Origin of the sequence: Kothea flammea, assembly GCF_052161645.1 — a bacterium.
Classification (GTDB): domain Bacteria; phylum Planctomycetota; class Planctomycetia; order Pirellulales; family Pirellulaceae; genus Laterigemmans.
Genome location: NZ_CP197414.1, coordinates 2,403,902 through 2,418,900 on the forward strand (window position 1 = coordinate 2,403,902; position 14,999 = coordinate 2,418,900).

Below are 14,999 nucleotides of genomic sequence, written 5' to 3' on the forward strand. Positions count from 1 at the left end.
ATTCTCTCTGGCGTAATCGTTAATTTTAATCAGGAGGGTATTTTCTGTCCACTTTGTGTTGGTTTGGGGCCAGTTGGTTGGGGGCCAACGGGTCAAACGCTGGGAAGAATTTGTCGATTATGCCGGTTATGCTAGCCGATACCTGATGGAGGAAACGTTCAGGTTTGCAGACAGGCTGGGCTGAAAAATGTCTTTGTTCGGTACCATTAACAACTCGGCGACATCGCTGCAGACCGCCCAGATCGGTCTGCAGACGGTCGGTACCAATATCGCCAACGCTGATACCGAAGGCTACATTCGGCAGACGCTCGAGCAGACCACGCCGGCTCCTTATCGCAAAGGAAACCTGATTCTCGGGCACGGAGTGCGTGCATCGGGGATTGTCCAACAGGTCGACCAAGCCTTACAAAAGCGAATGTGGAGTGCCGGCAGCGATTTGGCGGCCGCCTCGCTCCGCGACCGCGTGCTCTCCGATGTCGAAGCGCTGCTGAATGACTTAAATGGGGGTGGCCTGAGTGCCGACCTCAACGCTTTGAATTCCGCGATTCATGATTTGTCGGTCGAGCCGAACGACGAGTCGCTGCGTGAGTTTGTCGTGCTGACTGCGGACTCGCTCTCTAAACAAGTTAATCGCCTCTACACCGACGCCCGCGATTACCAGACCGAATTGGATGCCTCGCTGGGGGATACCGTCGACCGAGTAAACTTTTTGGTCGAAAAAATTGCCGATCTGAACCTGCGGGTCACCACCTTGGAAGGTGGCAATACGCTCAGCAGTGACGCTTCAGGGGTTCGTGATGAACGCTATCGGGCGATCGAAGAGTTGTCGGAGTTGGTCAAGGTCAAGGTGCAAGAGCAAGCTTCCGGGGCGGTTAGTATTTTTATTGGTGGCGACTATCTGGTGGCCGATACCCACGCGCGCCAGTTGTACGTGAACAACGAACGGGAAGCGAACAGCGGCAAAGTGCTGTTTAAGGATACCGAATCCGAAGTCGAGATCACGGGGGGCGAACTCAAGTCGATGACCGAGGGACGCGACACCCTGTTGGGCGGTGTCTTGACGGGCCTTGATGAGATGGCAATAAACCTGATCCGAGAATTCAACACGGTTCACGCTCAGGGCCAAGGCGAGCGCGGTTTCCACGAGATAACGGGTAACTTGTTGCTCAATCCGACCGCAGCGTTGAATGATTCCGGTGTGCAATGGCCCGTCGATGGCGGGACGTTTGAAATCTCGCTGGTGGATGTGGATGGAAATCATATCTCGCTCCATCAGATCGATGTCAGGCAGGGAAATCCGGTCACCGCCAGTTCGGTGCAGACCATCGTGGAAGAGATCAACGCCATCGATGGCCTCAGCGCCCAAGTCATGCCGGCGGGAGAGATTCATATTGAAAGCGAACTGGAAGGCGTTCGCTTTGCGTTTGGCGCTGATTCTTCCGGGTTTCTGGCTGCCTCCGGCTTGAACTCTTTCTTTGTCGGCAACGGAGCGGAGACGCTAAGTGTTGCTCCCCTGCTCAAGACGAATCCGCACTTTCTTTCCGTGAGCGCCACGGGCGTCGGCCAAGATACTGCCACGCTCAACACCTTGGTGGATCTGATTGAACGCGATATCGAACGCAATGGTGGCAGTTCAATCCGAGATCAGTACACTCAGATCGTGACCCGGCTTTCGCAAACGGCGGCCAATCAGAAAGCTGAAATGAGTGGATTGGCCCAATACTATGCCACGCTCAATAGCGAGCACTTGGCCATCACCGGCGTCAATATTGATGAGGAAGCGATTCGCATGATCGCCTACCAAAGAACGTTTCAAGCTTCCTCGCGAGTGATCGCGGTAGCGAATGAAATGTTAGATATTTTGACATCATTATAGTGAGCCGCGATATTATAGTGGGCCGCGGTTCGTTATTTCCAAACGCTGGCCGGATCGATCCCCGTGGGACGCGCTCGCCCCGTGCGAATCGACTCGGTGGCTTGTTCCTGACTTCGTGAGGCGGCCGTTCCCAAGCCTTGAGGTTTCCAATCACTGGGTTGTCTGGCGGCCAGTTTGAGCATCAAGTCCGTTTCTAATTGCCGCCCATCCTCCAGCGTAAATCGCACAAAGACGGCAACCTCGTCCCCCCCAGGCTGTTTCCCTTGCCACAACAACGGCAGCTGGATCGAGGGCAGCGGGCTGGAGCGAAATTGTTCGGCGATCTGATCGGCTGTTAAATCCCAACGGCCCAGCCGTGCCTCTTCGCCTTGGCGAGTTGGATCCAACATCACGACCGCCAGCGAGGGACTGATTGACATTGGTTTCCCTTGCTCATCGGAAATCGTCAGCACTAAATACATCCCATCGACGGTGCTGTCCGAATCATGATGATGCGTGCCAGACAAACCGGGATGAATTTCCGTGGTGACGGCGATCGCAGGCTGTGGTGGCAGCAGCAACCGCGCCGAATCGGGGGTTTCGATCTGTCCCGGGGGCAGTTCCACGTCCTCCCCTTGCAGCAGCGGCGGCTGGGGGGCACCGAATTCGATCGGCGGCGGCGTGATATCTTGCTCGCGGGGCGGAAGGGGTTGAATGGGAGGTAAGTCGCCCGGTTGCACATCGCCAGGGCGAAAATCGCCAGGCGCCAAATCACTGGGCGAGCCTAAATCGATATCCAAGTCATCCAAGACATTGTCATCCGCGGCTGGCTCTCGGGGCGGAGCGGCACGGCGTGGAGAGGGCTTGTCGGAATCGCGGCTGGGGAAATCGGAGCGGTTTGCATCTTGCTCAGTGGCTTGGCGTTGTCGCTCGAGCTGCTGATGTAAGACTCTGATTTCGTAATCTGCCGCGTTTAGCTGGTCTTCCAGCGAGCGGACTTGGGCGATCAATTTTTCGTTGTAGACATCTTGATGTGCCTGGCTGCGACAGCCGGCAAGCCACAACAGGGGTGCCAGCAGGAGAATTGACGCCGGCCGCAGCGCAACTCTGGACGAGTAGCCCACAGCTGATTCCTGGGAATCAGCCAGCGAGCTGGCGGCGCGGCGGTCTTGTCCTGGCATGGCGTGGGCAACAAAGAAAAATCGAAATTCCGGACGTTTTTTCTCAAGTTCCCCGCTGTACCAAGATCTCGCCGCCTCGGTCAACAGGAGAACGCACCAGCCGTCGCGTCTGGGGTGCAGCTCAGTGGCAGCTCAGACGCAGCTCAGAGATTGTCTTGCCCGGTAAAATTCGTCACCAGGGCGCGCAGTTTTCGCCGCAGCACGCTGTAGCTAAAGAAGGCTTTGCCGATTTCGTAGTTGAAATCGACGATCTCTTGACGATATTCGGGATCGTCGATGATGCGTTTTACCTTGGCGACTACATCTTTGGTGATGTAACCATCCATGGTGATGACTTTCGCTCCCTTCGGTTCAATGTCGGCGACGTAGATTGAATATCGATTCACCAGCACCGGTTGGCGAAAATAGAAGGCTTCCAGCAAAGCGTTCCCGAAGCCTTCGTAGAGGCTGGGATACGTAATAAAGTCAGCCTGGGAGTAGGCATCTGCCAACGTATAGATGCGTTGTCCTTTGGCGTCGACCGCGCGGTACTCGCCCACGCGATCATCGACCAGACGTAAATCGACTTGTTGGTGGTCGGCCATTTCCTGCAGCATCGACAAGTACTCGTTGCCCTCGTCGCCGCTGGCGTGGGAGATCACCAGTTTGCAGCGGTCGTCACGCAACGCGGCGACCAGTGAGATGGCGTGTTCGATCCCTTTGCGGGGGACAACTCGGGTGGGCTGCAGAAAAAGAATGTCGTCACTGCCCAAACCAATGTCTTGGCGAAAGTTGCGCGCGTACTGATCGGCTTCGGGGGGTTCGGTTTCAAAGTCGAGCACGTTGGGCACGAGGATCGACGATTGCCCGCGGCGGTGCGAAAGCTCCTCTTGGGCAAACGAGTTGATCGTGACGTTCTGAATCGCCGGCAAAGAAGGTGGGAACGCCATCGCCAGGATATCGCTGACGCCATTGACGCTGAAGCGATCGCGTTCCCAATAAAAATCATGGTGGTGGGCGATTGTGGGAAAACCGGTTTCAGCGATGAAGTGGGTGAGCGCCACCCCGAGGGGCAAATTCATCGGAATGCAAAGTGCGTTTTCCACGATCAGAATGTCGATCGCGAAGCGGCGAGTGAACTCGTACAGCGTGCCCTTGAGGTAATCGGCCAACGCATAGATCCGCTGCGTTACGTCCGAAGTTCGCGTCCGCGAGCCGAAGCTGTGGCGATTGATCCATTGGATGTCGGGATGCCCGAAATAGGCGTGGGGGACCACCATCGAAACGTCGCTTTTGCGATCGCTCAACCCTGAATACCAATAGCTAACGTTGCGATGGTCCCATAAAACTTGCGCCCATTTGGCACTTTCCAGGGAAACACCATCGGTGCCGGCGAAGCGTGTGGAAACAAATCCAATGTGGTTGCCCATGGAGGCAAGCCCTCAAAGCTGTGTGCGAAGATCTAATGAATGCGGGGCAGTATCTGAGTTATTTGTGCCAGCTCAGTCAACACGACATCTGGGTGGCAACCCGCGAGGCGAGGGTCGTCACTGCGCAGTCGCAAGCTGCGCTGGTCGCCGGCAAAGAGTGCGGTTCGCAAGCCCGCGCGGGACGCAGCCCAAACGTCATTTAGCATGTCATTGCCGACGTAAATTGCCTGCTCGGGCGTGATGCCTCGGCGAGCCAACGCGGCTACCAAAGCGGTAAACAGACTGCTGCCCGGTTTGGCGCCGGCAAATCGATAAGAAAAAAAAGTTAGCTCGCCGGCGAACGGCAACTCCCGCCAGCAACAGCCCAACGCCTCAGCTACGACGGTCGGAGTAAAGACTTGCGCGTTGCTGACAATCCCCAGTTCCAAGCCAGCTTGTTGCAGCCGCCGCAAAGTCTCCAGCGCGGTCGGCATCGTCCAGCAGGGATTGGCGTGCGCCTCGAACGTGTCGGCAAATTGGCGGGCCAGTTGCCATCGTTGGGCGTGCCAAGTTAAATCGCTGAACTTCGTCGCCGGGCCAGCATGCAACCAGTGGTACCAGACCTCGATGATATCGACCTCGGGATGCGTCACGCCACGTTCCCGCGCCCGCTGCTGGTGGTCGAGTATCAACTGACGAAAACGCTCGATCTCCGCAGCCGGTGATGCTGGCAAGGGGTAATTCAGGGCTTGGCAAGTCGCCTCCAGGGCGACCGCTCGCGGTTGCTGCTCCGCCGCTCCGACGTCTCCCGTCCCGCTGATCACCAGCGTGCCGTAGATATCGAAAATGACCGCCCGCAAGCCAGCTTGCTCTGGCAATTGGGGCGCGACTTGCGTCGGCAAAGGACTGAGCGGTTTGGCTAACCGGGCAAAAGGCTGACTATCGATTTCTCTCTCCAATCGCAAAGGCCAGCATGGCTGGCGGGCCGCAATGAATTCCAGCACCGTGCCGCTGGCTCGCGACGGTTGCGGGCCAGTTGCCGTTCTTGCGGATGCAGGTTGTGATGATGCAGGTTGTGATGCTCCCGTCAACAGACGCTGATAGGCAGCAGCCAATTTGGTCGCGATTCCTTGCGGCGAATAAGTCTCAGCAATCACTCGCCGGTTGGTCGTGATGGTTGCCGGAAGACAAGGCTCTTGCAGCAGCTGTAAAACTCCCTCAGCCACTTCTCGACAAGCCTGCGCGTAGCCACCGTCACGGACGATCCGCCGCACGACGTCAATTTGGTCTCGCGGCAGCAGGCTGGCAAAATCGACTACCGGGCCGCTGGATTCCGTCGCTCTATGAACATCCTCCCGCGGGCGAAAGGGAGCTGGCAAATCGGCCCAAGCGTTCGCTTGCCAAGCGGCCGAGCGTGCCAGCGCGGCTCGCCGCTGCTGCCCCTCGAGCACCACCGGAAAGGTTGTATAGAGCCTTTCGAGTTGCACGCCGGCGGCTCGGAAATCGCTGGTTGCCACCGGAATGTCTCGCCCGCAGACAGGCCGGTTTGCCAGCCAAGGTTCGAGAAAAGCCATACCAAAGCCTTCCGCCACGCTGGTCGTCATCACCCAGTCGGCAGCCGCTCGGTTCAGCTCCAAGGTGACTCCGGGGATCAGCCCTGAACCAAACAAGATGGGCAGTTGCAGCGCTTCGGCCCACAATCTCCACCGCTCCCAGCTCTGCTTCTCCACGGGAGTCGTTGGCGGTAGCGTTAGCGAAAAAAGAGTCGGCTGATCGACCATCGCCGCCCAAAGCAACAATTCGCCGAGATGCTTGCGACGAATCCCACGTACCGGATAGAGCACGTAGCGAGTCTCGTCGGAAATTTGTAATTCACTCTCCCGACTCAGTCGCCGCCGCGCCGCGGATTGATCAATCTCTTGGCTGGCATCTGTTCGCTTGGCGTTGTCAGCGTTTTCAAGCGATTTTTCCGCCGCCACCAACGGGTTGGGTAGCACGGTGATTCGCGACGAGGAAATGCCCCGCGTGGCGACCAGCTCCGCATCGGCGGTTACTAACGTTGCGTAGTGCACGCGAGGATGATCGGGATAGAGCCAGGCATCGAGTTCAACCGGGCTGCGGGCTGCGGCGGCGAAAATCAACTGGCGATAGTTTTCGGGGCGCAGATCTTCGGCAAAGTCATGAATCTGCAATAGCCAGTGCCAACCCCGCTGGGCCAACATGCTCACCGTCGGCGGCAAGGCAACGTTTTTGCCGAGCGTGGCATTGTGCAGGTGCAGCACGGTGTTCTTGCGGTCGAGCCTCATTGCGAGCAGTTGCTGTTCCAATTGTTGGGGCAACGCGGGGGACGAGGGCCGGTCCGTTGACGCGATTGCCGGCTGGTGAGCGTGCCTCAGCGAGTCGTATTCCAAATCTGGCAAGGGATACACTTCGATTGGTAAGCCTCGCCATGGTTCATCGCTTAGAGCTCGCGTTAGCCCAGCGGCTCGCCCGCCGTGCAAGACGATCAACCGCTCGGGGCGCGCGGCCAATGGTAAGCCGGCCAGGCCCAGTAATTGGCCGAGCACTACCTGTAAGACTCCACCGCTATCGAAATGATGGTGGATTAGCACAACATTCACGGAGTGCCATCCCTCAAACGGTCGAGTTGCGCGGCGGTCGGCTGCCAGCTCGGCTCGAGCCACTGCACCGAATGCTTGTCTAATGATTGCGTAACGGCGCGGTCGAACAGGAATGCAGCCGCATCTTTTTGCAGACGACGGCGATCGGCAAAATTGGCGAAGGCCAACTGACCCGCTTGGCGTTGACTGATCCACAATAAATGCCAGCCAAAACGTGAGCGGACCGGTCCGGCGACTTGGTTCTCAGATGCTTGCAACGCGACTTCGGCGACGTCCCTCGGTAAATCGGCGGCCGCCGTGACCCAGCCCACCAACCCATCCTGGGCTGCCGTCGGTGCTTGAGAATGTTCCCGCGCCGCTGTGGCAAAATCGAGCGAACCAGCCTTAATCCCCGCTGCTAACTCTACCAACAACGCCGGCGGCTGATGAGGTTCTGTTGCTTCCGCTGAGGAGTCGGAGTCGGCTGGATGCTTGCGGAAAATTTGCCACAGCTGCACCTTGGTGCCGTCGTAACGGTAGTGGTACAGCTGATAAAAACGTTCCAAATTGGCCTCGGTGAGTTGCTGTTGCAAGTATTCATTCCAAACCACTTCCCAGCCCAGTTCGGCTTGCTGCAGCGAGGTGAGTTCCGCAGCAGGTTCGATTCGCTGCAGTGCCTGCAGGGCTTGTTTTTTCCTCCGTTCAACACGGGCCAGCAACGGTTCACCACCGCTCGCCAACAGCTGCTGAAACGCTAGCTCACGACGCACCAGGCTGAGCAAAGCGGCCGACCGCAGCGTCCGCAATTGTGCGGCATCGAGCTGCTGCGATGGTGCTTGCCAGTTGCGAGCCATCCAGGCTTCGACCAGCGAGCTGTCGAGCTCGGTTTGACCGACTCGAACCAGCGGTTGAGGTGATTTCGCTGGAGAGGTTTCTGGAGCCCCAGCGCCCGAGTCCTCATCGCGAATCGCGGGCGGTTGGTCGACGGCTGTCGCAAGCGAACTGCCGACTGCCCCCGTGAACAGCGATAGCCAAACCGTGGCCAGCAACATCCAAGATGTTATGCGTCTCATGCGGTAATTGGTTCCTTGAGTATCGCCTTTCGTTCCGCCGAAAATAGGCGTATTTTTCCAACTATCGGCGGAGCGAAAAGCGACGAAAAACTTTCGGCGGAGCGAAAGGCGACTTTAGGGGAGCGGGATGTCCCGCATTACGAATTGAACTTCGTTTTGAATAATCGAGACGGGCGTTTCGTAGTGAAACGTAAAGCCGGTTGGATCTTCATCGAGATCAAAGAGAAAACTGATTCCCAGCCTCTCGGCGGTCTGCCGATACGTCTCCGTCCCCAGCACTTCACGCCGCTCGCCAGATGCCGTGGTCACGTAAGCCGGGTTGTCGAAAATCCATTGGCGGTGAGATTCCAGGGCTGCTCCGCCTTCGACGAACGCGACCTCCAGCCGTACTTCGTGGAGGTGATTGTTGGCTCGCACCGCTTCGACCAGTACGGTCACGTTACCCACCGTTTCCGCTTCGTGCGGTTTGGAAATATCGATCTTGAAATGCTCGCGAGCGCCCGGCAACATCGACCGCAGGGTCCCACTGAGTGTGCTGATTCGCAGTGGCGAATCGGTCGGCAGCGGCAGCGGAATATTGAATTCTGTCGAGGAAATCGAGGCGTTCGCAGCGATGGTGATTTCCCCCATGTCGGCCCGCAACTGTTGACCGTCATCGCAGACCGCCACGACCGATTCGAGCGGCAGGGTCAATCCGATGGGTGTCAAACGGGGTTCCCAGGCAATCTCACAACCGATCGACAACTCGCTCCGCTGAGCCGATCGCAGATCACGCCTGGCCATTACGCGGGTCGGTTCCAACCGGTACACGCCCGCGTAGGCGGCTGAGTCGGTGCGGGAGGGACGGCCCTCGGCACGCTGAGCAATGCCTAACTCACCCGCCTTGCCAACGTAAAAGTTGACATCCGCTTCGGCTGCATCCAACACAGTGTCGAGCGTCTTCCAAAAGGTTTGCGAACGACTCACGTCCAGCTCCAACACTGGATTGAACTGACCATTCGTCTGGAAACCAATTTCGGTCAGCTCGCTGATTCGCTTCAAAGCGGCTTGCAAGTCGTCGGCGCGACCGAGCGAAATTAGTTTGGCTCCCGCGGCTTGTTTGGCTTGCTGCAGCTCCAATTCCAACCGCACGCGCCGCAATCGCTGGCTCGCCTCAGCCGATAACGCTCGCGCGCTGTCTGGCAAGAAATCCAGAATACTCGGCCCCAGTCCCAGCAGATCGCGTTCCGCCTGCTGACGGATCGCCAGCTTGCTGCCATCCAAGCGTTCGATCAACTCAGCCACTTGCCGCTGCAAATCCTCGTCACCGCCACCGCTTGGAGAAGCTTCATCTGCCGCGGCTGTCGGGATTGCTTGGGCCATCGCGGCAGTGCCCACCGCCAGCCCGCTCAAACCAAAATATCCGCACAAGCCGCAGGCGAGCGCACAGAGCAGCGCTCCGGCGTGAGGGTTCCGCAGAGCGAATCGGGGCCAAACGACAAGGTTTTGGGCGTGCGATCTCTTCATATACATGGATGTTTCTTCATAAACATGGATGTTTCGACGGCGCCGCGTTGAAGAAGCAAAACTGACTTTCGTCAATTTTAACGTAAGCTTGACCAGGCGTGTGCCCGCAGTTTGGCGAGCGACGCTGCTGGTCCGCCAAACGGGCGTCGCATCCACAAAAAAGCGAAAACTAGCGATAGGCAGCGATGAATATTTTCCCATCTCGGCAACGGTTTTGGCATAGACTCTTGGCCGCGGCAACGCTGTTGCTATCCGTCGGCAACTGCCACAGCGTGTCCGCTCAGCAGGGACAATCACGCCTGCTCGTCGGCAGCATCGGTGACCGAGCCGTAGAGGGAATCGAACTCATTCGCGCTTCCAACCGTCAGGTAATTCTGGGCAACGACGGTTGGTTGTTTGATTTCGATCCCCGCCGCCAAGCGACCAGTTTGACGATCGCGGAAAGCGATTTTCAACCACTCGACGCCCATGAATTTCGCCGGCGACTCTACGAGGAATTTGGAAATCGCTTCGAGGTCGTGCCGACGCAACATTTTTTGCTGGTCCAACCCAAGGGCAGCGGTCGCGTCTGGGCGGAACGGTTCGAACGACTGCACCGCACCTTCTTGAGCTACTTTTCCGTTCGCGGCGTGCGTTTGCTGGAAGGTAATTTTCCCATGGTGGCCGTGATCTATCCCAGCCAGGCCGAGTTCCAGCAACGAGCAACCGGCAGCATCGCATCGAACCGCGAAGTGTTGGGTGTTTATGACCGGGCCAGCAACCGCATCACCATGTACGATCACGGCCAATCGGCCGGCGGCGTGGATGCCACAATCTGCCACGAAGCGGCCCATCAATCGGCATTCAACGTGGGGGTGCACAGTCGCCTGGCAGATACGCCACACTGGATTGTCGAAGGTATCGGCTGCATCTTCCAATCCCCGGCGATGATTGAAGGCCGCCGCAGCGGCGATCTGCAAGGCCGCTGTGATCCTAATTTGCTGTGGTTGTTTCGCGATCGTTATCAACAAGAACCAGCGCTGTTGGCTGCTGACTTGGATTCGTTGATCGCCGACAACACAATGTTTCGCAGCCCCGACCAAGTGCAACATGCCTACGTCGCTTCCTGGGCGTTGACCTTCTATCTGGCGGAAAGACGCGCAGCCGATTTCGCCAAATTGATCGATCGGTATTCGCAACGCCCGCCTTTTCAAGTCTATCGGCCTGCCGATCGGCACGCTGATTTGCAACAGATCGTAAGCACCGACCTGGAGTTGTTGGCTCGGCAAATAACGCGTTTTCTTGATCAATTTTGAGTATTGCCCGCTGGCAAACAGCAGCTCCACAATTTTGCCCCACTTTGCTTGCTTGCCGCCCGCTTGAAAGGCGGCCAGAAAGCCGCTTGGATGCGGAACCTCGCTGGACAAGCCCGCTGAAAACTTCAGGGTAATCCGCATGTGTGAAAGTTGACGCCCTTGTGTCGCTGTAATGATGTGTTGCTGGCCTTAAATAGGCCTTTCCGGGTTCCGGGTGGGTTTTGTTTACCCACTAAGTGCTATGTGAAAGCGAACGCAATTGCGGCAAACAGTAGAAGCATAGTGTTAGAATTCGGAAATTAGCAGGTTCGGTCAAGAAATGGACTGACGCTTGCTGACGCACTCGTGTGGAATGTGGCAGGCCCGCGAGACCCGATTACTCCACCGAGAGGGGCAAAGAGTAATGGATGCGGATTTAATTATTGTGGTGGTGACGAACCGAGATGAGCTCGGTGAGGAACTGCGGTTGCATGCTGAGTCGATCGGCGTCAGGTTTTGGCGTTGTTCGGCTGTAGAAAAGTTAGCGGGGCGTTTGGACCCTGTCGGCACCGGCGTGATTGTCTTGGACGATCCGGCGGACGGTTCGGCGGCGGCGGAGCAACATAGCTACTTGCGTGAACAAGGTTATATTTTCCCGCGAATGCTGATTGTGCGGGAAGCCAAATTGGATCGTGTTGTGGCAGCTATGCGGGCTGGCATGTTTTCGGTGCACATTCTGGCGAGGCACGATCCGACGTTTGTACCGTTGTTGCGAGAGGCACTCGAGCAGAGTCAGCAGATTGCCGCCAACGCGCAGCGGTGGCATGAGACGATGCTCAAACTGAAGGGGTTGGCCGACGGTGAGTTGGCAGTCCTCCGCGGGATGTTGGAGGGCAAGCTAAACAAGCGAGTCGCCAACCAGTTGGGAATCAGTGAACGAACGGTGGAGGCGCGGCGAAAGCGGATTTTCGAGAAGATGGACACCAAGAGCGTGGCCTGTCTGACGCGGTTGATTGTGGAAACAATTGGCTACGAGAATTTCCTGCGGATCTGCGATTCCTCACCGCAGCAAATTCCCGCGCCGCACTTTACGACCTTTCATCCCGGGCTGGTTAATCAATCACACAGCTCTGACGCACTAGGTTCCACAAATGGGGGTCCTGTAGGCTGACGGCACGGAGCGTTGCGCCACTAAAATCGTGGTCTTGGCTATGTTTTCCCGGCACGGCCACGGTCACTGCGGCGGCCGCCACGCCCGCCGCGCAGCCGTTGCCACTGTCCTCGAGCACGAGCAAGTTTTCAGGATCGATCTTTAGTGACTGGGCGGCCCGCAGGTAGATTTCTGGATCGGGTTTGCCGTGCCGCACATCGTCTCCCGTCCAGAGGAATTGCATGCGGTCGAGCACGCCGCCGGAGCTGAGAATTTCCTCAGCAAATTTCCGCCGGCTGCTGGTGGCGACTCCGTAAGGAAGTTGCAGCGAGTCGAGCAGATCGAGAAATGCTTGCAAGCCGGGCAGCGGCAGGGGGTTATTACCCAGCAGGCGGGCGAAAATTGTGTCCGATTCGGCCAGCACATCTTCCCAGCTATCGGTCAGCCCGTAGTAGTCGACCATCACTTGGATGGCTTTGGGGCCCGGCAGTCCCATCATCCGCCTTCGCACGACATCTTCGTAGCGATGTCCTCGGCGTTCAAGTAACTCATCGGCGGCTTGGTGGTACAATGGCTCGGTGTCAAACATCAGGCCATCCATATCCAGTGCGACACCGCGAATTTCTAACTGTTTCATTGCTTGTTGAGTGCTTGATTTTGCATGGTTGTTCAGGAACGAACTGAGGAACTTAGCCGGACTGGCGAATATATTCCGGCGAATGCCAGTCATTGGCGGATCGAGCCGTTTATCCCGGTTCCACCATCGGATTTAACCGAATATTTGCAAGCCCTCTTGCCGGCGGGCCCGGTTCGCGAATCGTTTGCCGCGGTCTGTGATCAATTGTTGCGTTGGGTTCACCAACAATCGTTTTCTCAGCACCAGCAGTTGGATGCCGCCTACGCGGCGCTCGATCCCGACCGCGACACCTCATTGTTGATGAATCGCCAAGTCGACGAACAGACAGTGGACGCGGCCGATGTGGCTCGATTGATGCGAACTGCGCTGGATGCCGCCGACTATTTGGAGCTCAGCCGTGAGGAATTAGAGGCGGCCTGCGAGGTTTCGAGTCTGTGGGGGGTGCGTCTCAAAGTGGATTTTGAGATTTTTCAACATTTGGGGGTATTTGCCCGCGGCGATGTTGTCGGCGTGCGTGAAATTCGCCGTCCGCAGGGATTTTATCGTCGCGAAACGCTGGAGGTGGAGATTTACCGCCGGCTGATCGTGCTGTTTCAGATCAAGCCCAACCAGATTATCGAGGGCGAAGGGCAAGCCGATCGTTTGTACCTGCGGATGTTTAAAAACATTCCCAAGGCGGACGTCGACATGTTGTTGCCCGGCTCCAAAATCCGCTTTGGATGGTTCGATCACACCAAGATTCTGGTTCCCTCGTTGGGTGGGATCGGCATGACACTTTGGAAACTCGTCCGGTTGGTGCTATTCCTCGCGGTCGTTTCGACGGGCAAATTGTTGTTGGCCCTGGGCTTGGTGTTCGCCACTTTTGGCTACATCGCCCGCAGCATCAGCAGCTACTTCAACACGCGGAAAAAGTACGAGTTGAATCTAGCCCGCAGCCTCTTTTTCCAAAAGCTTGACAGCAACGCGGGGGTCATCTTCCGCGTTCTGGAGGAGGCTCGGCAGCAGCAATATCGAGAAGCCGTGTTAGCCTACTATGCGCTTCTCACAGCCACCGAAACGCCGGTTGGCCGCCGCCGCCTAAAGCGTCACTGCGAACGGATGCTCCGCGACTTGCTGGAGATCGAAATTATGTTCGAAGTTGACGACGCACTCCAGATCCTACAGCGGCTCCAGTTGATTCAAGAGCACGCTGATGATTGTTGGAGCTGTGAACGGACGCCCTTAGCGTTGTAATTTCTCTTCGGCACGTGCTGCTCTTAGAGCGGCCGCTTCGCGAGCCAATTTGAATTCGCCCGCACCTGGGAAGTACTGGACGTCATCTTCCAAATAATATGGACTCGGCAGCGTTTGACCGTTCACGCCAACTTGGCATCCCGTCACGCCTCCGCAAGTGACAGCGGCTCCTGCCACTAACACCATCGTCCGCAGCCAATTCTGGTTTTGCTTGGCGTTCATTGCCTTCCCCTGAGCAGCTTATCAAGTGTCGACCTGTCGTCGCTGGACGCATCTGCGGACCTATATCGCACAGACCATCTGTCCTAACCGTCATCGGCCGAATCTTCGTTACGACTTGAACCGAGCGGACAGTTTTCCCACAAATTGTTGCCGCGAGGCACACGATGAATTGCTGGGCTTAGCCAACGGGGGGGCTAGAACTCGTGCAGCTGGAACTGATCGGCCGGCAGATGCCGTTCGGCTAATTCAATTAAATGCCGATGGTGGGTAAAGAAAATCACCTGGGTCTTGCTGGCTAATTGGCTCAAGACCCGCAGCGCCGCGGCGCTGCGTTGGTCGTCGAACTGGACCAGCACGTCGTCAATGATTAACGGAACCGATTGCCTCGTCTCAAGATTGATCTCCAGGCTAGCCAGCCGCAAGGCGAGAAACAGGGCGTCGGCGGTCCCCTCGCTCATGTGCTGGGCGGGGACCCATTTTCCCGAATCACTGCGAACGCCGACGAGCACCCGTTTTCCTCGATCGTCCAATTGCGGCTTGAGTTGCGTGTAAGCACCGCAAGTCAATTGCTGGAAAATCGTTTCGGCGCGGCCCACGATCGGGCCTTGGTTCGCTTCGCGATACCGCTCCATGGCCAATTCCAAAGTGGTCGATTGCAGCGTTAGCACGGCGTACTCACGGGCAAGCCGCTGGGCCCGCGCGGTGCGATCTTGGATTCGCTGGTTGATTTCCGCGGCCGTGCCGTTGCCATTGTTGGCCTCCTGAGCTTGCGCCAAACCGCCGATCCGTTGATTCAATTCGGTTAATTGCTCTTCGGCGACTTCTAATTCATCCCTCCAGATCGATATCTGTTCGCTGATCTCGACTTGATCCTCGGCCA

General features: G+C 57.3%; 11 protein-coding genes. 4 read left to right on the forward strand and 7 right to left on the reverse strand.

What is annotated here, in order from left to right:
* Positions 1–187: 187 nt before the first annotated feature.
* Positions 188–1,876, forward strand: a complete 1,689-nt coding sequence (flgK, locus tag SH139x_RS08585) for a flagellar hook-associated protein FlgK (protein ID WP_488354860.1) — start codon at positions 188–190, stop codon at positions 1,874–1,876.
* A gap of 32 nt (positions 1,877–1,908) precedes the next feature.
* Here the strand turns inward: flgK and SH139x_RS08590 are convergent, their stop codons facing one another.
* From SH139x_RS08590 to SH139x_RS08610, 5 genes are all read right to left on the reverse strand, one after another.
* On the reverse strand, positions 1,909–3,036 hold the full coding sequence (locus SH139x_RS08590) for a hypothetical protein (RefSeq protein WP_488354861.1): 1,128 nt from the start codon (positions 3,034–3,036) through the stop codon (positions 1,909–1,911).
* A gap of 143 nt (positions 3,037–3,179) precedes the next feature.
* Positions 3,180–4,445: a glycosyltransferase gene (locus SH139x_RS08595; RefSeq protein WP_488354862.1), complete on the reverse strand. Its 1,266-nt coding sequence runs from the start codon at positions 4,443–4,445 to the stop codon at positions 3,180–3,182.
* A gap of 32 nt (positions 4,446–4,477) precedes the next feature.
* Positions 4,478–7,045, reverse strand: a complete 2,568-nt coding sequence (locus tag SH139x_RS08600) for an HAD family hydrolase (protein ID WP_488354863.1) — start codon at positions 7,043–7,045, stop codon at positions 4,478–4,480.
* On the reverse strand, positions 7,042–8,097 hold the full coding sequence (locus SH139x_RS08605) for a peptidylprolyl isomerase (protein ID WP_488354864.1): 1,056 nt from the start codon (positions 8,095–8,097) through the stop codon (positions 7,042–7,044). Before SH139x_RS08605 ends, SH139x_RS08600 begins: the two co-directional genes overlap by 4 nt.
* A gap of 114 nt (positions 8,098–8,211) precedes the next feature.
* Positions 8,212–9,609: a hypothetical protein gene (locus SH139x_RS08610; RefSeq protein ID WP_488354865.1), complete on the reverse strand. Its 1,398-nt coding sequence runs from the start codon at positions 9,607–9,609 to the stop codon at positions 8,212–8,214.
* Positions 9,610–9,788: 179 nt separating this feature from the next.
* Here SH139x_RS08610 and SH139x_RS08615 point away from each other — a divergent pair, with 179 nt between their 5' ends.
* Both SH139x_RS08615 and SH139x_RS08620 read left to right on the forward strand, forming a co-directional pair.
* Positions 9,789–10,898: a DUF1570 domain-containing protein gene (locus tag SH139x_RS08615; protein WP_488354866.1), complete on the forward strand. Its 1,110-nt coding sequence runs from the start codon at positions 9,789–9,791 to the stop codon at positions 10,896–10,898.
* Between the two features lie 403 nt (positions 10,899–11,301).
* Positions 11,302–12,048 (forward strand): response regulator transcription factor, encoded by a 747-nt coding sequence (locus SH139x_RS08620; RefSeq protein WP_488354867.1) that lies wholly within the window; start codon positions 11,302–11,304, stop codon positions 12,046–12,048.
* On the opposite strand, the gene SH139x_RS08625 is transcribed toward SH139x_RS08620, so the two are convergent.
* Entirely contained in the window at positions 11,990–12,664 is a 675-nt protein-coding gene (locus tag SH139x_RS08625) for an HAD family hydrolase (RefSeq protein ID WP_488354868.1), read from the reverse strand. The two genes, SH139x_RS08620 and SH139x_RS08625, sit on opposite strands and share 59 nt — an antisense overlap.
* A 24-nt stretch (positions 12,665–12,688) precedes the next feature.
* Here SH139x_RS08625 and SH139x_RS08630 point away from each other — a divergent pair, with 24 nt between their 5' ends.
* Entirely contained in the window at positions 12,689–13,897 is a 1,209-nt protein-coding gene (locus SH139x_RS08630; protein WP_488354869.1) for a TMEM143 family protein, read from the forward strand.
* Here SH139x_RS08630 and SH139x_RS08635 read toward each other — a convergent pair.
* On the reverse strand, positions 13,886–14,119 hold the full coding sequence (locus SH139x_RS08635) for a hypothetical protein (RefSeq protein ID WP_488354870.1): 234 nt from the start codon (positions 14,117–14,119) through the stop codon (positions 13,886–13,888). The genes SH139x_RS08630 and SH139x_RS08635 overlap by 12 nt on opposite strands.
* Positions 14,120–14,999 lie beyond the last annotated feature (880 nt).

Excerpts from the sequence above, each read along its gene's own strand:
- flgK (WP_488354860.1), top strand. The coding sequence starts at position 188 with ATGTCTTTGTTCGGTACCATTAACAACTCGGCGACATCGCTGCAGACC.
- SH139x_RS08590 (WP_488354861.1), bottom strand. The coding sequence starts at position 3,036 with ATGCCAGGACAAGACCGCCGCGCCGCCAGCTCGCTGGCTGATTCCCAG.
- SH139x_RS08595 (WP_488354862.1), bottom strand. The coding sequence starts at position 4,445 with ATGGGCAACCACATTGGATTTGTTTCCACACGCTTCGCCGGCACCGAT.
- SH139x_RS08605 (WP_488354864.1), bottom strand. The coding sequence starts at position 8,097 with ATGAGACGCATAACATCTTGGATGTTGCTGGCCACGGTTTGGCTATCG.
- SH139x_RS08610 (WP_488354865.1), bottom strand. The coding sequence starts at position 9,609 with ATGTATATGAAGAGATCGCACGCCCAAAACCTTGTCGTTTGGCCCCGA.
- SH139x_RS08615 (WP_488354866.1), top strand. The coding sequence starts at position 9,789 with ATGAATATTTTCCCATCTCGGCAACGGTTTTGGCATAGACTCTTGGCC.
- SH139x_RS08620 (WP_488354867.1), top strand. The coding sequence starts at position 11,302 with ATGGATGCGGATTTAATTATTGTGGTGGTGACGAACCGAGATGAGCTC.
- SH139x_RS08625 (WP_488354868.1), bottom strand. The coding sequence starts at position 12,664 with ATGAAACAGTTAGAAATTCGCGGTGTCGCACTGGATATGGATGGCCTG.
- SH139x_RS08630 (WP_488354869.1), top strand. The coding sequence starts at position 12,689 with ATGGTTGTTCAGGAACGAACTGAGGAACTTAGCCGGACTGGCGAATAT.
- SH139x_RS08635 (WP_488354870.1), bottom strand. The coding sequence starts at position 14,119 with ATGAACGCCAAGCAAAACCAGAATTGGCTGCGGACGATGGTGTTAGTG.